Source organism: Halostagnicola larsenii XH-48 (genome assembly GCF_000517625.1).
Taxonomy (GTDB): domain Archaea; phylum Halobacteriota; class Halobacteria; order Halobacteriales; family Natrialbaceae; genus Halostagnicola; species Halostagnicola larsenii.
The window spans coordinates 320,872-343,416 of the sequence record NZ_CP007055.1 but is presented as its reverse complement, the minus strand read 5'-3'; the positions used below and the strand labels follow the sequence as shown (position 1 = coordinate 343,416).

Annotated in this window: 20 protein-coding genes and 1 tRNA gene; 10 read left to right on the top strand and 11 right to left on the bottom strand. The window is 63.6% G+C overall.

Annotated features, from left to right (window positions below):
* Window positions 1-5: 5 nt before the first annotated feature.
* A complete protein-coding gene (locus HALLA_RS01690; RefSeq protein ID WP_049953968.1) occupies window positions 6-371 on the top strand; it encodes a hypothetical protein in 366 nt (121 codons plus the stop codon).
* Here the strand turns inward: HALLA_RS01690 and HALLA_RS01685 are convergent.
* The 4 genes from HALLA_RS01685 to HALLA_RS20885 form a co-directional block, all read right to left on the bottom strand.
* Complete coding sequence (locus HALLA_RS01685) at window positions 368-556, bottom strand: hypothetical protein (RefSeq protein WP_049951758.1); 189 nt, start codon at window positions 554-556, stop codon at window positions 368-370. The two genes, HALLA_RS01690 and HALLA_RS01685, sit on opposite strands and share 4 nt — an antisense overlap.
* Window positions 557-854: 298 nt before the next feature.
* A complete protein-coding gene (hmgA, locus tag HALLA_RS01680; protein WP_049951757.1) occupies window positions 855-2,078 on the bottom strand; it encodes a hydroxymethylglutaryl-CoA reductase (NADPH) in 1,224 nt (407 codons plus the stop codon).
* A 117-nt stretch (window positions 2,079-2,195) separates the two neighbouring features.
* Window positions 2,196-3,761 (bottom strand): methyl-accepting chemotaxis protein, encoded by a 1,566-nt coding sequence (locus HALLA_RS01675; protein ID WP_084568898.1) that lies wholly within the window; start codon window positions 3,759-3,761, stop codon window positions 2,196-2,198.
* 189 nt (window positions 3,762-3,950) lie between these two features.
* Window positions 3,951-4,109 (bottom strand): hypothetical protein, encoded by a 159-nt coding sequence (locus tag HALLA_RS20885; protein ID WP_169732099.1) that lies wholly within the window; start codon window positions 4,107-4,109, stop codon window positions 3,951-3,953.
* Window positions 4,110-4,287: 178 nt separating this feature from the next.
* Here HALLA_RS20885 and HALLA_RS01670 point away from each other — a divergent pair, with 178 nt between their 5' ends.
* The gene (locus HALLA_RS01670) at window positions 4,288-5,271 is read left to right on the top strand and encodes an LLM class flavin-dependent oxidoreductase (RefSeq protein ID WP_049951756.1); all 984 of its coding nucleotides are present in this window, start codon (window positions 4,288-4,290) and stop codon (window positions 5,269-5,271) included.
* On the opposite strand, the gene gfo6 is transcribed toward HALLA_RS01670, so the two are convergent.
* Window positions 5,268-6,377, bottom strand: a complete 1,110-nt coding sequence (gfo6, locus tag HALLA_RS01665) for a D-xylose 1-dehydrogenase Gfo6 (RefSeq protein ID WP_049951755.1) — start codon at window positions 6,375-6,377, stop codon at window positions 5,268-5,270. The genes HALLA_RS01670 and gfo6 overlap by 4 nt on opposite strands.
* Before the next feature lie 194 nt (window positions 6,378-6,571).
* Between gfo6 and nadA the strand changes: the two genes are divergently transcribed.
* From nadA to HALLA_RS01645, 4 genes are all read left to right on the top strand, one after another.
* The gene (gene nadA, locus HALLA_RS01660) at window positions 6,572-7,705 is read left to right on the top strand and encodes a quinolinate synthase NadA (RefSeq protein ID WP_049951754.1); all 1,134 of its coding nucleotides are present in this window, start codon (window positions 6,572-6,574) and stop codon (window positions 7,703-7,705) included.
* A 2-nt stretch (window positions 7,706-7,707) separates the two neighbouring features.
* Window positions 7,708-9,396: an L-aspartate oxidase gene (locus tag HALLA_RS01655; RefSeq protein WP_084568896.1), complete on the top strand. Its 1,689-nt coding sequence runs from the start codon at window positions 7,708-7,710 to the stop codon at window positions 9,394-9,396.
* Between the two features lie 9 nt (window positions 9,397-9,405).
* A complete protein-coding gene (nadC, locus tag HALLA_RS01650; RefSeq protein ID WP_049951753.1) occupies window positions 9,406-10,221 on the top strand; it encodes a carboxylating nicotinate-nucleotide diphosphorylase in 816 nt (271 codons plus the stop codon).
* Between the two features lie 126 nt (window positions 10,222-10,347).
* Window positions 10,348-10,776: a hypothetical protein gene (locus HALLA_RS01645; RefSeq protein WP_049951752.1), complete on the top strand. Its 429-nt coding sequence runs from the start codon at window positions 10,348-10,350 to the stop codon at window positions 10,774-10,776.
* Between the two features lie 701 nt (window positions 10,777-11,477).
* Here the strand turns inward: HALLA_RS01645 and HALLA_RS01635 are convergent.
* Window positions 11,478-11,561: transfer RNA gene (locus HALLA_RS01635), tRNA-Leu, on the bottom strand.
* 76 nt (window positions 11,562-11,637) lie between these two features.
* Window positions 11,638-11,976: a hypothetical protein gene (locus HALLA_RS01630; RefSeq protein ID WP_049953965.1), complete on the bottom strand. Its 339-nt coding sequence runs from the start codon at window positions 11,974-11,976 to the stop codon at window positions 11,638-11,640.
* 152 nt (window positions 11,977-12,128) lie between these two features.
* Here HALLA_RS01630 and HALLA_RS01625 point away from each other — a divergent pair, with 152 nt between their 5' ends.
* Window positions 12,129-12,953 carry a DUF6498-containing protein gene (locus HALLA_RS01625; protein ID WP_049951750.1) on the top strand — a complete coding sequence of 275 codons (825 nt, stop codon included), beginning with the start codon at window positions 12,129-12,131 and terminating at the stop codon, window positions 12,951-12,953.
* Window positions 12,954-13,138: 185 nt separating this feature from the next.
* The gene (locus HALLA_RS01620; RefSeq protein ID WP_049951749.1) at window positions 13,139-13,873 is read left to right on the top strand and encodes a hypothetical protein; all 735 of its coding nucleotides are present in this window, start codon (window positions 13,139-13,141) and stop codon (window positions 13,871-13,873) included.
* 132 nt (window positions 13,874-14,005) lie between these two features.
* On the opposite strand, the gene HALLA_RS01615 is transcribed toward HALLA_RS01620, so the two are convergent.
* On the bottom strand, window positions 14,006-14,524 hold the full coding sequence (locus tag HALLA_RS01615) for a peptidylprolyl isomerase (RefSeq protein WP_049951748.1): 519 nt from the start codon (window positions 14,522-14,524) through the stop codon (window positions 14,006-14,008).
* A 94-nt stretch (window positions 14,525-14,618) separates the two neighbouring features.
* On the opposite strand from HALLA_RS01615, the gene HALLA_RS01610 reads away from it, so the two are divergent.
* Window positions 14,619-15,623 carry a succinylglutamate desuccinylase/aspartoacylase family protein gene (locus HALLA_RS01610; protein WP_049951747.1) on the top strand — a complete coding sequence of 335 codons (1,005 nt, stop codon included), beginning with the start codon at window positions 14,619-14,621 and terminating at the stop codon, window positions 15,621-15,623.
* 39 nt (window positions 15,624-15,662) lie between these two features.
* On the opposite strand, the gene HALLA_RS01605 is transcribed toward HALLA_RS01610, so the two are convergent.
* Window positions 15,663-16,424, bottom strand: coding sequence for an SDR family NAD(P)-dependent oxidoreductase (locus tag HALLA_RS01605; protein WP_049951746.1), 762 nt, complete (start codon window positions 16,422-16,424; stop codon window positions 15,663-15,665).
* A 202-nt stretch (window positions 16,425-16,626) separates the two neighbouring features.
* The gene (locus HALLA_RS01600) at window positions 16,627-17,697 is read right to left on the bottom strand and encodes an anthranilate phosphoribosyltransferase (RefSeq protein ID WP_049953964.1); all 1,071 of its coding nucleotides are present in this window, start codon (window positions 17,695-17,697) and stop codon (window positions 16,627-16,629) included.
* 238 nt (window positions 17,698-17,935) lie between these two features.
* Here HALLA_RS01600 and ahbB point away from each other — a divergent pair, with 238 nt between their 5' ends.
* Window positions 17,936-18,976, top strand: coding sequence for a siroheme decarboxylase subunit beta (ahbB, locus tag HALLA_RS01595; RefSeq protein ID WP_049951745.1), 1,041 nt, complete (start codon window positions 17,936-17,938; stop codon window positions 18,974-18,976).
* A 327-nt stretch (window positions 18,977-19,303) separates the two neighbouring features.
* Here ahbB and HALLA_RS01590 read toward each other — a convergent pair whose 3' ends face one another.
* Window positions 19,304-22,501, bottom strand: coding sequence for an FAD-binding and (Fe-S)-binding domain-containing protein (locus HALLA_RS01590; RefSeq protein WP_049951744.1), 3,198 nt, complete (start codon window positions 22,499-22,501; stop codon window positions 19,304-19,306).
* Window positions 22,502-22,545 lie beyond the last annotated feature (44 nt).

Genomic DNA, 22,545 nt, shown 5'->3' with positions numbered 1-22,545 from the left:
GAGCTATGACAGAGACGATCGAAACGGTCGACGTTCAGGGAACCGCGATCGGCGTCGGAACCGTGATCGCGATGGCCTGTCTGGTGTACGGGACGGTCGTGAGCCGGACGATCGTCGGAATCGAGGCGACGACGATCGCGATGTGGGTGTTCGCCGGAACGTTCCTCGCAGTCGGAACGTTGCACGCGGCCTACGGGTCCGGCTCCCTCGCATGGGGCTATGGCGGCGCAGCGGCCGGCTGGCTGTTCGTCCTCCTTGGAACCTCGAGCGTCCAGATCGGGATCGGCCTCCTCTTGCTCGGTCTCTCGGGCGCGTATATCCTCCTCGTTTCTCGTCGGTTGCGATCCGAGGCGGCCAGTGAAGCGGCCTAGAGCCAGCCGAGTGCAACCGACAGCGAGAGGACGAACGTCGCGACCGAGAGCAATAATTCGATCACCGACAGCCATCGGTGCGCGCGATGCGACTCGAGGAGCGGGCGGCCGCACGTGTCCGGGATCGGCTCCGAATCCGCGTCGGGATCGGACTCCGAGTCCGGATAGGGGCAGTCACAACTCATAGATGATCTGTGGAACGCCCGCCGGTGCTCGCCGAACGGACGCGTCTACACCTACTCGAGCCATCGAAAAGTACCAACGCCAACAGCGCGTGGTGAAAGTGAAAGTGGCAGCGAGATGCCGAGAGTCACGTATTTGTCCCAACGACAGTGAAAAGACGGAAACCAGACTGGACGAACGTTATGAAAGTAAAGACGGTTCGACGGTCGCGGTAGCCAGACTATCTATCGAAATCAGTTTCGGGCGACCACTGACCGGCTGGAGACGATCGAACGAAGACGACCGGTTGGAGACGATCGGTTACCGTCCGAGATCTTCGTGGGCGCTCGCGAGGTGGTTCGAGGCGAGCGCGGCGAGCAAGGAGAGTTCCCCGGCCAGCGCGCCGGCGGCGATCACTTCCGCGAGCGCGTCGGCGTTCGATCCCGCGGGGTCGCCACCGCCGCGGACGCCGACGATATCGAGCGCCTGGGCTTGCGTCGGGAGTTTCGTGCCGCCGCCGACGGTTCCGACCTCGAGGGAGGCGAGCGAGACGCTCGCGTACAGGTCGGTGGTCGCTCCCCGTTCGCGGGCGTCCATCGTCGTGATGGCGTTGGCCGCTTCGACGACCTGGGCTTCGTCCTGTCCGGTCGCGAGGAAGACGGCGGCGACGACGTTCGCCGCGTGGGCATTGAACCCCAGACTGCCGGCTTTGGCGCTGCCAATCAGGTTCTTTCGCGTGTTGGCTTCGACGATCGCCGACGCGGTCGTGTGGAGTCGCTCCTCGAGCAGTTCCCCCGGGATGACGACGTCTGCAGTAACCGAGCGGCCGCGTCCCTCGATCGCGTTGATCGCGGCGGGTTTCTTATCGGAACAGAGGTTTCCCGAGAGCGCGACGAGCGAGGCGGGCGTTTCCTCCTCGACGACGGCGCAGGCGGCTTCGGTCGCGATCGTCGCCATGTTCATCCCCATCGCGTCTTTCGTGTCGTAGGCAAAGCGCAGGAACACCGAGTCGCCGACGACGTAGGGCTCGACGCCGATCACCTCGCCGTGGCTCGTGGTCTCCTCGGCCGCTTCGCGGAGTCGCTCGCCGTTATCCTCGACCCACTCGACCGTCTCGGCCGCCTCGACGACGCCCGACACCCGGAAGACAGGCGCTCGAGTCATCCCGTGTTTGGTCACGCGGGCGTCGACGCCGCCGGCGTCCTCGAGCACCGAGAGGCCGCGGTTGACGGAGGCGAGCAACGCTCCTTCGGTGGTGGCGAGCGGAAGGTAGTACTCCCCCGAGGCCGCGCCGCCGTCGACCGAAACCGGGCCGGCGACTCCCATCGGAATTTGGGCCGCGCCGACCATGTTCTCGATGGCCGACTCGGCCGCCTCCGCGTCGAAGCCGTAGGAGCCGATCGCCTCGAGATCCGCGTCGGTTTCGGCCTCGAGCACCAGCCGTCGCGCCGTGGCGGCGGTGTCGTGATCGACGTGGTCCTCGAGTTCGTGCAGGCGAAGGTCGCCATCGCGGACGCGCCGGGCGAGAGAAGCTGCGTCTGTCATGGCTCACCAGTCACAGCCCTCGGACCTAACAGTTGTTGATTCTCGTCGCAGAACGGGCGCACAACGGACGCAGAATTTCGGTTCGAAACCGCCTCGAGTTCAGTGATCCGCGCGACGTTAGTGATCCGCTTCGGTTAACTCGTCGACGCGGTCGATCAGCGTCGTCATGATCTGTTCCTGTTCATTGGTCGTCTCGACGATCTGCTGGGTCGCCTCCTCCGAGCGATCGGAGCGATCTCTGACCGTCTGGAGCGTTTCGGTGAGCGCTTCGACTGACGTCGCCTGTTCGTCGGTCACGCGGGCGACTTCCGAAATGCCGTGGGCCGCCTCCTCGACGGAGTCGCTGATCTCCTCGAGCGAGCTGTGCATCTGTCCGATCTGGTTGTCAGCGTGCTGGATTCGATCCTGGGAACGCTCGACGGCCGAGGCGGTTTTCTCGGATTGTTTCTGGAGGTCCGAGATACTCCGCGTGATTTCGTCTGCGTGCTGATTGGTCTCGTCGGCGAGTTCTTTGACGTGATCCGCGACGACGGCGAAGCGCTCGCCGCCCTGATCGGAGCCTGCGGCTTCGATGGTGGCGTTGATCGCGAGCAGGTTCGTCTCGTCGGCGATATCCGAGATCACCTCGATCACCTCGTCGATGTCCCTGATCTGCTCTGAGAGCTCCTGGACACTCTCGGAGAGTTCGTTCCCGATTTCGACGACCTCCTCGGTCGCCTCCCGGGTCGTCTCGCCGGCTTCGAGGCCATCCTCTGCGGTCTCGAGCGAGGATTCGGCGGCCGCGCTTACCTCGTTGGCCTCGGCGGCGACCTCCTCGATTTCCGCGGCGAACGACTGGATTTCGGTCGTCGCGTCTTCGATCAGGTTGTTCTGTTGGGAGACGTTCTGGGCGATTTCGGTCGCCGCCTCGTTTGCCTCGTCGGTCGCGTCGTCCATCTGCTCGGCGTGGTCGGTGACCTGCCCGGTGATATCCGCGAGGTTCTGGGCCATCTCGTTTATCGAATCGATCACCTCGACGAGTTCGGGGTCGAGCGAGGAAAACGCCGGTTTTCGCTCGGCTCGAGCCGAGAGATTCCCCCGTTTGATCGAATTCGTCGTCTGCTGGACCTCCGAGATCAACGCCGTCGTCGCGTCGCGTTCGTTGATCGTCTCCGTGCGGTCGATGACGACTTCGACGACGCCGATCAGTTCGCCGCCGTCGTAAAGCGGCGTCGCGGAGAAATCGATGTGGCGTTCGTCCCCGTGTTGGTCGATCATCGTACTCGTGTCGCCGACGCGGTTTGACGACGGATCGCGGAGTTCGACGTCGTGCGCTACGTGTGCCCGTTCGGGCGTCTCGAGGACCTTGTCGGCGAGCGTTTTTGCCCGGCGGCCGTCGGGGTAGAACATCTCCGAGGCCCGATCGTGACCGACCGCCTCCTCGCGGCTCGCACCGGTTAGCTCGGCGAGCGTTCGACTCCACTCGACGATGACGCCGTCGGTGTCGAGGACGAACGTCGGCGTCTCGATTCCGTTGAAAAGTTGTGTATAGCCGGCACGAGCTAACGTTTCGCGATCTGCGTCGGCCGAGTTCGCACCCGGACGAGCGTCACTCCCAACGGTGGATGAATCCCTATCCGACACGCCTGTTTCCCTCGATTCCGGACTCTCCCCCTCGGTGAGTGACGAACGGTTTTCTGTCATATTTGCTACTGTGTCTCGTACAGAGAACGATCAAGCGTCGGCTTATTCTTTGTGGCAGTTGCTGACACAGCCATCGAACCCACTGAAGAGCGGACACAAAATTGCACACGGAAAGAACGGAGCACTCGCTCGAGGAAAACGGTGAAGCGCTCGTTTGCCATCCGCATACTCATCGTCTCGTGGGGCGAGTTAGCCCGTGATGAAGCCACCGGGAGGCCAGTGTTTCAGCGGCTGGCCGCCAGCTGTCGTCGACAGTTCAGTGCCGAAATCGGGCGAGTGACGGATCGTCCGACGAATTTTCGATCCACGTCGTGCGATTCGAGCGGGGAAGGATGATGATTTACTCATACATGAGTAATTTATTGCAGACGCGGATAAGTATTTTCGAGACGATCGATCGTGTTGGTTATCCGATTCGCTACTCGAGGCAGAAAACCGTCCAATCCACCACAAAAACGAGCGGAGAACCACGTTCACGCGGGCCAACGGGACCGACGTTTTTGACCCGCGGTGTGGAAGTACCAGCATGGAGCTCGATCTCATCGTTTCGGAACTCGGCGAAGAAGAGCCGGCCGATCTCGCGAAACGCGCAGAAGCGATCGGCTACGATGGCCTCTGGCTGACGGAACTCTGGGGCGAAAACGCCGCCGTGCAACTCACCGAGATGGCGGCCGCGACAGACGAGATCGGTCTCGGGACGGCGATCGTCAACGTCTACTCGAGATCGCCAGCCTTGCTCGCGATGACCGCCAACTCGCTCGAGCGAGCGTCCGACGGCCGGTTCGTCCTCGGGACGGGCGTCAGCACCAAAAAGGTGGTCGAGGACCTCCACGGCGAGTCGTTCGATCGGCCGGTTCGACGCGCCCACGAGACGATCGAACTCGTCCGGCGGTTCACCGCAGGCGACGGCGAGCGCGTCCGCTACGAGGGAGAACTCCTCGAGGTGGCTGATTTCCCCGCGCTCGAGGTCGACGTACCCATCTATCACGCCGGTCTCGGACCGGCGAATCGTCGCGTCGTCGGCCGGCTGTGTGACGGGTGGATACCGCACAACATCCCGTTTTCCCGACTCGAGGAGGCCTTCGAAACCGTCGTCGACGCCGCGCGCGAGCGAGGGCGGGACCCCGACGAAATTACGGTCGCCCCCTACGTTCCGACGGCGGCGAGCGAGGACCCGGAACTCGCTCGAGAGACGATGCGACGACACGTCGCCTACTACGTCGGCAGCGGTGAGGGGTATCGAAACGCCGTCGCGATGAAGTACGAGCGCGAAGCCGAGCGGATCGCCAACGCCTGGCGAGAGGGCGCTCGAGACGAAGCGACGGGGATGGTAACCGACGAGATGGTCGACGACCTCGGCGTCGCCGGCGATCCCGAGACCGTCCGGAACCGACTTCGCGAGCTGGCAGCGGAGTCGATCGTCGACCGGCCGATCGTCGTCGTCCCCGAACCGGCGACCACAGAGCTTCGAGATAACACGATTCGAGAGGCGGCACCTGAACGGTTCTAGCGCCCGCGATCGGTGTTCGACGCACCCCGGCGGGATGGATCCAACTCGATCCGATGGCCCGTCTCGGCGGATTCGTAGGCGGCCTCGATGACTCGAAGGTCGGCAATTCCGTCCGTTCCGTCGGGTTCCGGTCGCGTTCCCGTCTGCACGCAGTAGCCGAAGTAATCGAACTCCTCGCGGACTTCGTCCACGGGCGGTCCGGTGTGCTCCATACGCATCTCGCCGCTCTCGACGACGATATCCTGTGGAACGACGCCGCCGAACGGCGAGATGACCGAAATCATCCCGTTGGTCCCGACCAGTTGGAGCTGACTGCTCGCGTGCGCGTCGAAACTCGCCGTACAGGCCGCCGTCGCATCCCCCGGGAACTCGAGCTGGACCGAGACGTGCTCGTCGACGCGGTCGAAGGGATCACCGCTCGAGTGCGTCGAGGCGTACACTGAGACGGGATCGGCGTCGAGGAGGTATCGCGTGGTGTTGATGGGATAAATGCCGAGGTCGACGAGCGCGCCCCCGCCCGCCAGCTCCGGATCGAGCCGCCAGGTGTCGGCGCTCGTATACTCGAGGAGCGGGTGGGAAAACCCGCCGTGGACCTGCACGACGTCGCCGATAACGCCGTCGGCGACGAGTTCGCGACACCGCCGAACCGTCGGCTCGAGTTGGAGTCGGTAGGCAGTCATCAGGGCCACCCCCGCCTGCCGACAGGCGTCGGCGATCTCGCGTGCGCGGTCGACGCGCACCTCGAGTGGCTTCTCGCAGATGACGTGTTTCTCGCGTTGGGCGGCCGAAAGTGCGTATCTCGCGTGATATGCGTTCGGCGTCGAAACGTAGACGGCGTCGTACTCGTCGGCGAGTTCGCCGGCTAGATACCCCTCGTAATCGACGACGTGCTCGACGGCGAATTCGTCGGCGACCTCCCGCGTTCGACGCTGTGAACCGGTGACGAGTACGGTCGTTTCGCAGTAAGTGCCCGCTCGTATGGCGGGAAGCGCGCGATTTCGTGCGAAGCCGCCGATTCCGATCACCGCCAGCCGAACCGTCCCATCGACCGAATCGCGTTCCCAGTCTCGACGCCTGAAGTTTTCGAAATACTCCTCGAGGGCCATACAATCACTACGTGCTCGAGCCAAAAGACCCCAGTTCAGCGTAGACAGACTGTTACCGAACGTATCAGTTTTCAGGAGCCACCCTGTTCAGCCGACAGTCGTGCTAGACAACACCAAACAGTCAAATGAGGGGTTTGAAGGAAAAAGTTATTCAATAGTGGCCTGTGGACTAGAATTACCCACTAGTGACCCCTATGGTAACGATGGAAACCGCAGAGCTGGAAACCGATCTAAGTTTGTTCAAATACGACAACCTCGAACAGCTTCCCTCGAGGTATCGAGACCTCGAAGAAGCTGAGCGAACGGCGCGTATCGAGGCCGCACTCGAGGAGTTAGGCGACGACGTGGTGATCCTGGGGCACAACTATCAGCGCCGGGAAATCGTCGAGCACGCCGATTTCGTCGGCGACTCCTATCAGCTTTCGAAAGAAGCTGCGAACGCGGACGCCGAGTACGTGATCTTCGGCGGCGTGACGTTCATGGCCGAGTCGGCGGACATCATCACGGACGACGACCAGACCGTCATCCTGCCGTCGATGGAAGCCTCCTGCCCGATGGCCGGGATGGCAGAAGCGCTGCAGGTCGACGCCGCCTGGGCCGAGATCACCGACGCCGCATCCGACGACGACATCGTTCCGATCACGTACATGAACTCCTACGCGGACCTCAAGGCGTTCTGTGCCAGCCACGGCGGTCTCGTCTGTACCTCCTCGAACGCGCACAAAGCGTTCGAGTACGCCTTCGAGAAAGGGGACAAAGTCCTGTTTCTGCCGGATAAACACCTCGGCGAGAACACCGCCCACAGGCTCGGAATGGCGGACGAAACCGTCGAGTGGGACCCCTGGGACCCTGACGGAAAAGACGCCGAGGAGGTCGTCGACAACGACATCGTCCTCTGGAACGGCTACTGTCAGGTCCACGAACGCTTTCGCACCGACCACGTCAAGGAGGTTCGGGAAACACACCCGGACGCGAAGGTCATCGTCCACCCCGAATGCCGCCGCGAGGTCGTCGAAGCCGCGGACAAAGCGGGTTCGACCGCGACGATCTGTGAAACGGTCGAAAACGCAGATCCCGGCGACACGTGGGCGATCGGCACCGAAATCCACCTCACGAACCACCTCCAGCGCTGGCATCCCGAGGTGAACGTCGTCCCCCTCTGTGGCGACGCTTGTATGGACTGCAACGCGATGCGCCAGATCGATCCCAACTACCTCACCTGGGTCCTCGAGGAACTCTGTGCGGGCCGCGAACGCAACGTCATCGAGGTCGCTCCCGAGGAAAAAGAGATGGCCGGGCTCGCACTCGAGCGCATGCTCGAGATCTGATCATGACCGAGGAATCATCCACCACCGCGGACGAACGACCCAATTCCAGAGACGATCGCTCGCCTTCCGCGGACGACCAAACGCCACCAGAAATCGTGGACACCCTCGTCGTGGGAAGCGGTATCGCCGGCTGTGCGGCGGCTCTCGCCGCCGCTCGAGCGGGGTCGAACGTCCTCGTGCTCACGAAAGCGAGTCGCCCAGACGGGGCGAGCACCGACCGAGCGCAGGGCGGCATCTCGACGACTCGCGGCGATCCGGAGGGCCTCAAAGCGGATATCCTCGCGGCCAGCGACCACACGGCCGATCCGGACGCCATCGACGCGCTGCTCAAGGACGCAGACGAGTTGGTCGAAGACGTTTTGCTTTCGACCCTCGATATTGAATTCGACGAATCTTCGGAAGACGGATCCGAAATTTCGGATGACGAGACGGACTCCGCGATCAGCGAGCGGTTCGATTACACTCGAGAGGCCGCCCACTCCGAACACCGGATCCTCCACGTCGACGCCGCGACGGGAACGCACATCCTTCGGCCGTTTCTCGAGTACCTCGACAATCACGACCGCGTCGAGATCAGCGAGGAGACGGCCGCCCTCGAGTTGCTCACCCACGAGGGCCGAGTCCACGGCGTCGTCAGCGACGAGCGAACGACCGGGAAGCCGATCTACGCGGGTGCGACGATTCTCGCGACCGGCGGAATCGGCGCGCTTTACAGTCGGTCGACCAACCCCGACGGCGCGACCGGAGACGGGATCGCGATGGCGGCGCTGGCGGGTGCCGACGTGGCAGATCTGGAGTACGTCCAGTTCCATCCGACCGCGTACGCCGGGACCGGAGAGGAGAGGGCCAACGGGGCCACAAAACGTGACGGCAACGCTACCGGGGACGACGACCCGTTCTTGCTTTCGGAGGCGCTGCGCGGCGAAGGAGCCGTCCTGCGAAACGGCAACGGCGAGCGGTTTATGACCGAATACCACCCGCAGGGAGACCTCGCACCGCGAGACGTCGTCGCCCGCGCGGTAGCCGACGAGCGCGAGGCGACGGGCGAGGTCGTCCTCGACGTGAGCCCCCTCGAGTTCGAGGCGGAGTACCCGGCACTCGCCGAGAAGTGCCGGCAGCGGGGAATCTCGGGCGAGGAGATTCCCGTCGCGCCGTGCGAACACTTCCTCTGTGGCGGGATCGACGTCGACGAGGACGGACGCACGTCGCTGGATCGCCTGTACGCCGCCGGCGAGTGCGCCCGAACGGGCGTCCACGGCGCGAACCGGTTGGCGAGCACGAGTCTGCTCGAGGGGCTCGTCTGGGGCTATCGCGCGGGTGCCGATGCTGCAGGGGCCGAACCCGAACCGGAAGGGATCGACGCCCCCGAGTTGGTCGACCGAGACCCCGACCTCCCCGAGCGATTCGCCGCCGAGAAGTCGCGTCGACTGCAGCGAACGATGGACGACTACCTCGGCTTGCGACGGAACCCTGAGGAGATCGGGCGCGCGAGTGCGGTGCTCCGCCGACTCAAGGGAGAGGTCGACGCCTACACCCGAACCCGAACCGCTCGAGACCTCTACGAGCTCCGAAACGCGTGCGTGACCGCGCTGTTGATCGCGCGTGCGGCGAGCGAGAATCCGACCTCGAAGGGGTGTCACTACCTCGAGGGCGTCGGCGAACCGAACACAAACACGGCGGCGGACGACTGACTCCATAAGATGATCACAGAGACGCAGATCGAGCGGTGGCTTCGCGAAGACCTCGGCCACCACGACGTGACCAATCAGGTGCCCGGCGAGACGACGGGACGGCTCATCGCGAAAGAATCCGGTACCATCGCGGGTGTCGAAGCTGCCCGTGCGGTCCTCGAATACCTCGGAGTCGACGTCCTCGACTCCGTCGATCCGGGGACGAATGTCGACGCCGGCGAAGTCGTCCTCCGCGTCGAGGGACCCGCACGCGACGTGCTCCGGGGCGAACGCGTGGCCATCAACCTCGCGGGCCACGCCTCGGGAATCGCGACGAAAACGCGGGCGGCGGTCGAGCGGGCTCGAGGCGAATCCGACGCCGTTCGGATCGCGGCGACCAGAAAGACGACGCCCGGCCTGCGGGGCCTCGAGAAGCGGGCCGTCGTCGCGGGCGGCGGCGACACCCACCGGCTCGACCTCTCGCACATGGTCATGGTCAAGGAGAACCACGTCGCCGAGATGGGGCTCGAGCAAGCGGTTTCCGCGTTCCGAGAGCGCGTCTCGTTCGCGACGAAGATCGAAGTCGAGGTGGAGACGGTCGCGGACGCGCCGCGGGCCGCCGCGGCCGAGGCGGATATCGTCCTGCTCGACAACATGGAGCCGTCGGCGGTCGAGACAGCCGTTTCGGAACTCGAGGACTACGACGGCGTCCTCGTCGAAGCCAGCGGCGGGATCACGCTCGAGACGGTCGCCGAGTACGCCGCGACGGGCGTCGACGTGATTTCGATGGGGGCGCTCACCCACTCCGCGCCGTCGCTCGACCTCTCCTTTCGGACGGGCGAGTAGCGATTCGACGCGGTCGACGCGTCCGTCGACGGATTCGACCGCTCCCGTCGTTCATCCTCGGTTTCGGTTGCACCAGCCCGAAACCATTCAACAAAGTATAAATTCTCGCCTCGAACACTGAACGGTATGCCCGGCACGTTCGAACCGGACGACGACGCCTTCGAGGGAACGCCGCTCACACCGACCCGACTCGCCGCATTCGTCGGCGTCGCCGACATCTTCATTTTCTCGCTCGTTGGATATCTGGCCCTCGAGAACCCCGCGTTTGGGCCGATTGCCGGACTCTTCGTCGGCCTCGGCGTCTACCACTTCCTGCCGGTTTTCATGCAACCGGCTGGCCTCGAGGCGGAACACGAACACCGGGACGCGAGCCCGGTCCGAGAATACCACCGACTCGCAGCGGGGTTCGGATTCTCCGCTGCGGGAATCCTCGTCTTTGGCTGGGGGATGACCGAAGGTGACATCGTGGTTGGGATACCGGGCGCGCTCGTCGTCGCCGCCCTGATTTATCTCGTCGCCGGCTTTGCCCTCCCGAACGCGGGCCTCGAGAACTGAGCGGGTTCGAACTCCGACAATGCTGGCGCTGGCGGGCGCTCGAGTCGGTACGTGAGTTGTGGTCGATTGGGAGTTCTCGAGGCGGCCATAGAATTGTTCGCGTACAGATTGTGTTGACCCCGGCGAGCGCGATGTCCAAAGCAACGAGATACCGTCGGAATCAGTTTCGAGGGACAGGTTTTAGAGCAGAACGCATGCGACAAGAAAGTGTAGTCCGATGGCGGACAACCCCAGTCCCGTGAGGCGATGCAGGGTCACGTTCCACTCGGCCGGTTCCACTCTCCCGCTGGGCTTTCGACCGATCGCATCGAGGATTTCATTCCAGCGCGCTAATTTATATGGCCAGATAGCCAGTGGCGGGCCGAAAATCAATCCGACGATCCCAAACGCAACTATCTCTCCAGTACACATATTTTGTCATATTAGTACGTCGTTACAAGTCTTGCCCTCACTTTCTTGATCGGTGCATACGCAGACCGTCATATCGGCAGACTCACCGACGTATGGAGGAAAAGCAATCCTCGAGATGCGTTCTATGAGATCCCTTCTGAATCGGCTGATTCGATCGAGCGACGGCAACTCGAGGGTTGGGATTTGAACTACGCCGAGACGGTCGCCCTCGCTTTGCTCGGGCGCTGCGACTCGTCTACTTCAAATCCCGCGTCTCGCATACACGACTCTCACAGTCGTTCGAGTCGGTATGCGAGGGTTGGGATTTGAACCCAAGGACCCCTACGGGAGCGGGTCTTAAGCCCACCGCCGTTGGCCTGCTTGGCTACCCTCGCTCAAAACGCACTTGCCCGTTGCCACCGCCTTGGGATGTGCGTTTCGGTGTGCACTCGAGAAGAAAATTACCCGCTGTTACCAGTCGACGCTTAGCGTACCGTCACCGTGGGGATCGGGCGCGATCTCCTCGTCGGTCCGCCGATCCACGACGTGGATGCAGCCGTCGTCTTTCTTCGCCGGGCAGATTTCCGCCGCGCGGACGTTGTGCTCGAGGTCCTCCTCGCCGAAGAAGTACTCGTTGGGCTTGGCCATGCCCGACGCGATGGACATCTCCCAGTTGGCGCTGACTTCGGCGCACTTGCCCGCGCCGAAGCACTTGTTGGCCTCGAAGACGATCTTGTAGGGCTTTTCCTCGACCGGTGGCGCGTCGCCCGACCCGACGTCGCTCGGGCGCGTAATCTCGTCGTCGCTCATGTGTACTTGTTCGAGCGAGTCGTCTTTCGCGTTACGATTGGTGCGAACGATGAGCCATTGACTCGCTCGAGGGTGGAGTTGCCGATAGCGGATGTCTCCATAGACGATCGAACAAAGTAAAATTAACACTTCCGTATCCGAACTTCGTTCCAATGGCAACCGGATCACGGAACGGCGACCGAGCGGTGTTCGTCTCGGTTCTCGTCGGCAACCTGCTGCCGCTCGCTGGAATAGCAGTTCTCGGTTGGCAACTGCATGAAGTGCTGTTCGTGTATTGGCTCGAGGTCGGATTCATTGTCGTCCTCTACAGTGGGCTGGTACTTTTTGCGAGTCGAGAACCGAGACCGGATGATCGGGATTTCAACCCGCCGTCACTCCCGATTCCACTTCTGGAAACACGAACCGGTCAGATACAGCCGGTCGGCTGGATGCCTCCTATATACCGTCGGAACGTTCCATACGCCGTCGGACTGTTCATCTGGGGACTCGTTTTCTGGTGGTCTCTCTCGGTGCTTCTAATCATCTTTTCGTATCCCGAACCAGTCGAGACAGGTGCTGAGGGACGGGCTCTTTTCGGCGAAGGGCTAGCCGCCATAGTAGCGACAGCCTCTCCCGTACTTCTCCTCAACGGAATTGTACTGCTCGCCTCACAGCTTCTATTTATTCGTCATTTTTTCGCACAACACGCATACGAAACCCTCTCGGCACCCATGATCGCTGAAATCCCGACACGACAGATCGGGTTTTGGATAGTTGTGGGGGTCGTTGCACAAATCGTGGTCCCCCTACTACTCTGGCCAGTGGCGATCGTGTTCGATGCGAAAAGCGCTATCGAGAGCGGGATCCCCCTGATCACGATTTTTGCGAAGGTCACAATGGAGTGGTCGATCTACGGGGGACGCTGGATTGATCAGTCCGATGGCCTTGCCCGCTGGTTCACCCCCAGTGACCCACAAACGGGCAGTGATGGTCGGTAATCGTTGCACGTGCCGCTCTTTTCGCGCCGCGTCTATCTAGTCGCGGAGATCGGCAGTGATTCCCTGGTGTGGATTCATAAGCCATCATTGATTTCCTCGCGTAATTCATTACTTCTGTCCAGTACAGAGATATTTTTATATTGGATAAAAATTTTTATTATGAGTCGTTAGAAGGTCATTTGTCTATGGAGTATACCCGACGAAAGGCGCTACTGGCCGCAGGTGGATCGCTCGCGACCGCACTCGCAACCGGACAGGTGGCAGGCGAGAGGCGGAGATCGCGTTCGCGGGATGGCGATACAACGGGCTCCGACGAGAGCGTCGATGGATGGCCAACGGACGATTTCGACCGAATCGACACGCCACCGTACGAAATCGAGGCGGAAGACTGTGGATTCGGGTCGGGCGACGGACGCGACCCGCTCTATCTCTGCGACGAGATGCCCGCCGACCCCTCGCTCGAGGTCGAGTACGAGACGACGAGCCGATCGGTATCGATCGATGGCGGCCTCGGGAGCGGCGACGGCGGCGACGGGAATCCGCAGCTGTTTACGGCGCTGCTCACCGACGAGACCGACCTCGAGCGCGTCGACCTCGAAGCAGACACCCCGGCGACGGCGTTGCTCGAACGGACCGACTTCGCGGAGCAGGCGGTTCTGCTCGTCCAGACCGGCTGGGGCTCGAGCGCCGAAACGCCGTACATCAAGCGGATCGAGGAGACCGACGACGGCATCCACGCGTTCGGCTGTTACAGCCGTCCGTGCCTGATGACGACGGACTACACGTACCGAACGGGTGTCGCCCGATTCGAGCGACCCGACGAACTCGAGTCGGGGCTGACCAGTCTAACCGTCGACCCGGAGACGCGGGTCAACGTCGCCGCTAGGGAAGGTATTGTCACGATCACGGATGGTTGGTAGCCATGATTCTGGTGAGAAACGTCGCTCGCGAACGATCAGTCATCGAAAAATGGTGGATCGATGAATGCGGGCAACTCGAGAGTGCAAACCATTACGGAATTGCTAGGCAAGCCCACCCGCGTTCGGTTTGTCTTACTCGTAGTCGACCGAAACCGACTCGAGGACGACGTCTTCTTTCGGCTGGTCGTTCGCGTTCGTGTCGACGTTTCCGAGCTCGTGGACGACGTCCATGCCGTCGGTGACCTTTCCGAAGACCGCGTGGCGGTCGTCGAGGTGGGGCTGTGGAGCGAGGGTGATGAAGAACTGCGACCCGTTGGTGTCGGGGCCGGAGTTGGCCATGCTCAGGATGCCCTCGTCGTCGTGGCGCAGGTCGTCGTGGAACTCGTCGTCGAACTGGTAGCCGGGGCCGCCGCGACCGGTTTCGGTCGGGTCGCCGCCCTGGATCATGAAGTCCTCGATGATCCGGTGGAAGGCCACGTCGTCGTACAGCGGCTCGCCTTCGACCTCCTCGCCCGTTTCGGGGTCTTCCCAGGTCTTTCCGCCTGTTGCGAGCCCGACGAAGTTGTCGACGGTCCGCGGCGCGCGGTCGTCGTACAGTTCGACGTCGATGTCGCCACGGTTCGTGTGCAGCGTCGCAGTAACGTCTCCCATATCCCTCGAGACGGGCGGCCGAGTGAAAACGGTAGTGGTCTCCGCCGGCCGTGACGGCCGCAGCTACATATCGCTGGCCGTGAAACGCCTTCCTATGAGTGACGGCACGCACGTGGCCGAGCAGGTGACACTCGCCCGTCTGCCATCGGGCGTGGAACTGACGACCACGGTCCACACCTATCGCGGCGAGGGGTCGGGACCGACGCTCTACGTGCAGGCGGCCCAACACGGACGCGAGATCAACGGTACGGCGGTCCTGCGGCGCTTTCACGACCGACTCCCGCTCGAGTCGCTTTCGGGAACGGTCGTCGCGGTTCCGGTCGCGAACCCGCTGACGTTCGATCGGGTCTCCTACACGGCACCGCACTCGATCGACAGCGTCAACGACAACATGAATCGCGTCTGGCCCGGCGACGAGAGCGGGAGCCTCCACCAGCGCATGGCCGCCCGCCTCTGGGAGTACATCGAAAACGCGGACGCCGTCGTCGACCTCCACACGGGCAGCCCGGACATGCTCCCCCACGTCGTCTATCTCGAGGCTGACGAGCCGTCCGCCGCACTGGCGCGGGCGTTCGGAACCGATCTCCTGCTCGCCGAGGAAGCCGCGGAGGACGCTCCCGAGGAGTGGCACCGACGGGGGTTCGCCGGAAAGCTTCGGGTCGCGGCCACGCAAGAGGGCATTCCGTCGATAACGCCCGAACTCGCCCACAGCAGGCAGATCATAGAGGACGTGGTCGAATACGGCGTGGAGGGGCTGTTAAGCGTCCTTTCCCACCTCGAGATGCTGCCACAGGAGTACGCCCGCGAACGCGGTCCGGATCGGGACGACGCGCCGGTCATCGCGCGAAACCACCTCGGGCAGGTCACCGCCGACGAGTCGGGGTTGTTTCGACCGAACCCCGACCTCGAACTCGGCCAATCGGTTTCGAAGGGGATCAGTCTCGGGACGATCTACCAGCCGACCACGTACGATGTCCTCGAGCGCCCGGTAACCGACCGCGAGGGAATCCTCTATACGCTCACCAGGGAAGCGACGGTGACCGCGGGGAGCAAACTCGCGAGCGTCGCGATTCGCGACGAGGAACTCGGTCTCGAGTGAGATCGGCACCGGGGAAACCCGAGGGAGCGGGCTGGCCGCTCAACAGGTCGAAAATCCGCCGTCGACGACCAGCCCGTGTCCGCTGACGAACGACGCTTCGTCGCTGGCGAGAAACAGGATCGCGTCCGCCACCTCCTCCGGTTCGGCCAGTCGCTTGAGCGGATACTGGGCTTCCATCTCCTTGCGAGCCTCTTCTGGATCTCCCTGTCCCTCGAGGTACTGCTCGACGAGTTGCGTGTTCGTAAAGCCTGGACAGACCGTGTTCGCTCTAACGCCGTGGGGACCCGCCTCGGCGGCGACCGCTCGGGTGAAGTTCAACACCGCGCCCTTGCTTAGCGAGTAGGCGGCCTGTTTCGGGAGGCCGAGGATGCTCGCGAGCGAGCCCACGTTGACGATGGCTCCGTGACCCTGTTCTTTGAGGTGGGGCAACGCGGCGTGACAGCCGTTCCAGACGCCGTTGACGTTGACGTCCATCACGAAGTCCCGGATCGACTCGTCGGTCTCTTCCATTCGCGATGAGGGATGGCCCGTGCCCGCGTTGTTGACGAGCACGTCGAGGCCGTTCTCCGCGGCGACCGCGTCGATCACCGCGTGGAACTGGTCGCTATCGGTGACGTCGAGTTCGGAAAACGTCGCCTCGCCGCCGGCGTCTTCGATCGTTTCGACGACCGCCTCGCCGCCGCTCGAGTCGATGTCGGTGACGACGACGCGCGCGCCCTCCTCGGCGCAGCGTTCGGCGGTCGCCCGTCCGATTCCCGCGGCCGCACCAGTGACAACAACTGTCTTGTCTTCGAGTCGCATGGTTCTGTATCGAGCGGGCGGAACATAAATTCGTTCATAGTTTTCCGGTTAGAGCCCGATGTCGTTCACCCTTCTTCGAGATATAGTGAACGATGGTAAGAGTCCGCTCGAGAGACGAATCGGATCACCGATGCGAAGCCGCAGGGCTTCAGATGGCTCGATTCGCTGGAGAAGGGAAGGCAGAATACGTGCAGTTCCGAATTCAGAACGACTGGAGGTCCTCGAGCACCGCCTGTGCGCTTCCGTCAGTGATCGCCGCTCGAGCGTCCTCAAGACCCTCCTCGAGCGAATCGACGTCGCCCCGGGCGTAGATTCGGAACGCGCCGTTCAAGGCGATGGCGTCGGCGAAGTGATCGTCGCGCTCGCCGGCGAGCACTTCCTCGGTGATCCGCGCGGAGTCGGCCCGCACGTCTTCGACCGCGAGGTCGTCGCCCTCCATCTCCATGCCGTACTCGGCGGTCTCGATTTCGAAGTCCTCGAACGTGCCCGCGGACTCGTCCCACTCTGCGACCTTCGTGTAGCCGGGGCGGATGTCGTCGTAGCCTTCCATCCCCTGAAACATGATCACGCGCGAGTACTCGAGGTGCTCGCTGCCTTTGATCAGGTCGGTCATCTTCTTCGCGAACGCGAGGTGGTAGAACGAGCCGAGGTGGACGTCCGCGTTGGCCGGATTGGCGACGGTCTCGATCGTATTGACGAACGTCCGGACGCCCATCTGGTCCCGGCGGTCGTACAGCGAGTCGATCGGGGGGTTGAACGCGGGCTGGTAGTAGAAGCCGAAGCCGGTCTCGTCGACCATCTCGGCGCTCTCTTCGGGTTCGAGTTCGGTTCGAACGCCGAGTTCGTCGAGGACGTGTTTGTAGGCCGTCTCCTTCTGGGTCGGCACGCGGTCGCCGGAGTGGACGACGACCGGCGTTCCCGCGGCGGCGGCGACTGCGCCCGCACCGACGCCGAGGATCGCCGAAGTGTGCTTGCCGTCGTAGTTCGCGCCGCAATCGACGGGGTCGCAGTCGGGTTCCGCGCTCACGACGCCCTCCTCTATCATCACGTCGGTGAACGCCGATAGCTCTTCGGCGTTGTTGTGCTTCCACCGGTTTGCGAGCCAGAACGCGCCGAGCGTCGTCGGGTCCGGTTCGCCGGCCAGAATGCGTTCGAACGCCTCGCGGGCCTGCTCGCGAGACATGTCCTCCGCCGATTTCGTGCCGGTGCCGACGACCTCCGTCATCAGCCGCTTCAACGGCCAATCACCGAATTCTCGAGTTGTCTGAGCCATGTCCGTGGTTCGAACGGACGGCGCAAAAGCCTCCCGCTTCCGGCGACCGACTGACACGTACGCTCGAGCGAGGACGTGCTCGAGCACAGTGCGTGGGCCCGAGGACCCGGAGTAGTCACTTCCGAACCGAATGCCGGTGCGGTTTCGGTCTAAAACCGGCTCGAGAACCTTCGAATTCAGCCACTGGGGCCGGAAACGATCCGAAACCACTACCTTTCGCTCGTCCCTAGACAGGTCAATGAGTACCCTCTCGAGGGACTGGCGCGAGGCGGTCGACGACGTGGACGCTGCGATCATCGACGGCTATCAGAGCGGTTTTCCGGTGGCCGAACGGCCGTTTCGGAGCCTCGGCGAGGACCTCGGAATCGACGAATCGGACGCCCTCGAGCGCGTTCGAAGCCTCCACGAGGACGGGATCTTCCGCCGGTTCGGCCCCGTTCTCAACCCGCCGGTGATCGGTTCGTCGACGCTGGCGGCCGTTCGAGCCCCCGAGAATCGATTCGAGGAGATCGCCGACGTGATCAACGGCTACCGGCAGGTCAACCACAACTACGCCCGAGACCACGAGTGGAATATGTGGTTCGTCGTCACCGCCGGCTCTCGAGCGGCCCGCGACGAAATCCTGGCGGACATCGAGGCTCGAACCGGCTGTACGGTCCTGAACCTCCCGATGCTGACCGACTACTACATCGACCTCGAGTTCCCCGTGGTCAACGCGGATCGATTCGCGCGCGAATCGCTCGAGAGCGGAACCGACGCTTCGGCGACCCGGATCAGCGAGGAGGCCGTCGGCGACCTCTCGGCGTTCGAGGCCGACCTCCTGCTCGCGATCCAGAACGGGTTCCCGCTTTCGCGAACGCCCTACCGAGACGTCGCCGCGGAGCTCGAGGCGGACGTCGAGGCGGTCCTGCGCGGGATCGACCGCCTCCTCGAGACGGGCTGTATCAAGCGCATCGGCTGCGTGGTCAACCACGTCGTGACGGGGTTCAACGCCAACTGCATGGTCGTCTGGAACGTGCCCGACGACGAACTCGACGAGCGCGGCGTTCGCGTCGGCGACCGCTCGTACGTCACGCTCTGTTATCACCGGCCGCGACGGGACGCGCTCGAGTGGCCCTACAATCTGTTTACGATGATCCACGGACGCGATCCGGCGGCCGTCGACGAGAAGATCGACGAACTCGCGAGCGAGTACCTGCCTGTAGAGCACGAGCGACTGTACTCGACGAAGACGTTGAAACAGACCGGCGCGCAGTACGAGGAACTGGTGGGGAACTGATCGGTTGTCTCGAGAGGGCTGGGAAATCGCGAAGCCAGGGTTTCGAATGCACCGAAATCGCTTGAGTTCGTCGCGTCGAGAACGGCCCACGAGTCGTTCACTCGGCGACTGCGTTCAGTCCGCCACAGCACCTCGAGCCACCCCAGCCTCGGCGCTTCACTTCGTTCAGCGCCGTCCCTCGCACGAAGTCGGGACGGCATCTCACGGTGTTCGATGCCGCCTCCAGCGCGCGCCGGGGTGAACGGCCGGAGCGCGACTCTACGGAAAATGAGGCTCTTCCAAGCATCATGAACGCGGTGCGGTCACTCAATGTGGAAGGACGGGAGATTACTCGAGCGCGTTCGCGAGCATCTCGATCGGTGTCGGTGGCTCCTCCTCGGCGTCGGGACGGCCCTCGAGTTGGCTCCGACAGGAGGCACCCGGCGCGACGACCCGCTCGCCCTCGCTCGAGTCGACCTGCTCGTAGAGTACGTCGGCGATCGCGTTACTCATCGAGGCGTGTTCGGCTTCGTAGCCGAAACTGCCGGCCATCCCGCAGCAGCCGGAATCGAGCGGATCGACGGCGTAGCCCGCCCGCCGGAGGACGCCGACCGCGTGGTGATCTTTGGCCGTCGCCTTCTGGTGACAGTGACCGTGGTAGGTGAGGTGCTCGAGCGCGCCGCCGTCCGCGGTCGCCCCGTCGGCCGCGGCCTCGTCGCCACCCGGCTCGAGATCGGACGGCGACAGGAACGAAATCGACTCGTCGAGCCGGAAGGTATCGAGGTACTCGCAGACGCCGTAGGTGCGCTCTGCGAGCGCTCGAGCGTCCTCGCCGAGCAGGTCCAGGTAGTCCGACTGCAACATGACGGCGTCGGAGGGCTCGATAAGGACGATATCTCGTCCCTCCTCGAGATGCGGTGAAAGCGACTCGACGTTGTCGCGGGCGGTTTCTCGCGCTTTGTCGAGGAATCCCTTCGAGAACGCGGGCCGCCCCGTATCCCCGACGCCGTTGGGAACCGTGACGTGGACGTCCGCCGCCTCGAGCACCCGAACCGCCGCCTTTCCGGCCTCCGGGTGGTTGTAGTTGGTATACGTATCTGGATAGAGCACGACCTCGCGCTCGGCGTCGACTTCTTCGACGGCTGTGCCGCCCCGGCGTTCGAACCAGTCCGAGAACGTGTCGCTGTGGAACGTCGGCAGCGGCCGATCGGACGCGATGCCGACCGTCTTCTCGAGCAGCCAGCGCGAGCCAGGTATCCTGTGGGCGACGTTCGACAGCGGCGCGAAGCGACTGCCCCAGCGCGAGAGGTTCGCGACGTTGGCGAACAGTCGGTCGCGAAGCGACGCGCCGTTGCGCTGGTGGTACTCGTGGGTGACTTCGGCTTTCAGCTTCGCCATATCGACCTCGCTCGGGCAGTCGATGGCACAGCCCTTGCAACCGATACAGAGGTCCATGACCTCCTCCGTGAACTCGTCGGAGAACTGCTCGCCCCGCGGGAGATCGCCACTCATCGCCTGCCGGAGGGAGTTTGCCCGCCCGCGGGTGCTCGTGATCTCCTCGTGTGAGGCGCGGTAGGTCGGACACATCACCCCGCCGGTCGTCGACTGCTCGCCGCGACAGCCGCCACAGCCGTGACAGAGTTCGACCATCCCCTGCATGCCGTTGTCGTTGTTCCACTCGAGGGTCGGCTCGAACCCGGCGTCGTACTCGTAGTCGGGGTCGAACCTGAGGTTCTCGCGGAGGTCCGTCGGGTTCTCATCGCGGAAGACGACCTGCCCCGGGTTCAGGAGCCAGTCGGGATCGAAGGCGCTCTTGAGATCCCTGAACGTCACCCAGAGGTCCTCGCCGTAGAGTTTGCGATTCCACTGCGTTCGGGCGCGGCCGTCCCCGTGCTCGCCCGAGACGGAGCCCCCGAGTTCGACCACGAGGTCCGTCACGTCGTCGGCGATGCCCCGTAGCTGGTCGATTCCGGTATCGGTCTTCGTGTTGACCAGCGGCCGCACATGGAGCACGCCCGGCCCGGCGTGGGCGTAGAAGGTCGCGTAGGTGTCGTGGGACTCGAGAATCGACTCGAACCGGTCGACGAACTCGGGCAGCCGTTCGGGCGGGATCGCCGTGTCCTCGATGAAGGAGATGTGTTTCTCGTCGGTCGTCCGCGAGAGCAAGATCGGAAGCCCAGATTTTCGGAGCTTCCAGAGCTTCGCCCGCTCAGCGTCCTCGTAGGCCTCGAGCGCGTCGATCGCGACCGGTTGCGCGTCGCCCGAAGCTGTAGTATTCGAATCAGCACCGCTCGAGCCATTGCCGCTCGTGTCGTCGGCACTCGAGTCCACCTTCGAAACGCCGCCGTCGGACGCCCCGGCGGGCGTGACCGACGGGCATCGATCGGCGAGCAGTTCGGCGACCCGCTCTCGGCCCTCCGAATCGTCCTCGGCGTAGAACTCGACGAGCAACGTTGCGTTCGTTCCCTCGGGGAGCATCTCGGTCACGGGAGCGAACTCCGCGGTACCCCGGGCGAGGTCGATCAGCACGTCGTCGAGCACCTCGACGGCGGCGGGGTCGTGCTCTATGATCGGCGCGACGTCCGTCATCGCGTCGCGAAGTTCCGCGTAACAAAGCAGGGCGACGGACTTCGTTTCGGGAACCGGCTCGAGCGAGACGGTCGCCTCGGTCACGATCGCGAGCGTTCCCTCGCTGCCGGCGAGCACCCGCGCGAGGTTGACGGTCCCCGGTTCGCCGGTGTCTTCTCCTCCGGGAAGGTTCTCTCCCCGGGCTTCGGCGACTAATCGATCGAGGTTGTACCCCGAGACGTTTCGCTTGAGGTCTGGGTACGCCTCGGAAATTGCGTCTGCGTCCTCCTCGAGAATGCGCGCGATTTCGGCGTAGATCCGCGCCTCGAGCGGGCCGTCGGGATCGCCTCGCTCGTCGATCTCCTCGAGGGTCACCTCGCCGAATCGGGTGACGGTGCCGTCCGCGAGGACGACCTCGCAGGACTCGACGTAGGCGTCGGTTTTGCCGTACTGCAGGGAGTGTGCCCCGGTCGAGTTGTTCCCGATCGCGCCGCCGATTGCGCTCTTGTCGCCCCAGGCGGGGTCCGGTGCGAACTTGAGGTCGTGGGGCTCGAGCGTCTCGTTGAGCGTCCCCAGGATGGTTCCCGGCTGGACCGTCGCGGTCCGCTCGTCGGGATCTGTCTCTACAATCTCGTTCATGTGCCGAGTGAAATCGAGGACGACGGCGCGGTTGACCGTCTGTCCGGCAAGGCTCGTGCCGCCGCCGCGGGGGAGGACCGGAACTCCGCGTCTCGCGCAGTACTCGACGACGCGAGCGACGTCGGCCGTCGATTCGGGGAAGACGACGCCGACCGGCGTCACCTCGTAGGGGCTGGCGTCGGTGGCGTACAACTGCCGCGAGTACGAGTCGAATCGAACCGAACAGTCGACGAGGTTCTCGAGGTCCCGAACCAACCCCGGCCGGTCGACGTCGGTGCTCGCGTAGTCGTATCCCGCGCGTGCGTCGGCGGCCGGATCGTCACTCGGCTCCGTGGCCATACCACATTCTTACGCGTCGCCAGCATAAAGCGTGGGGCATCGCT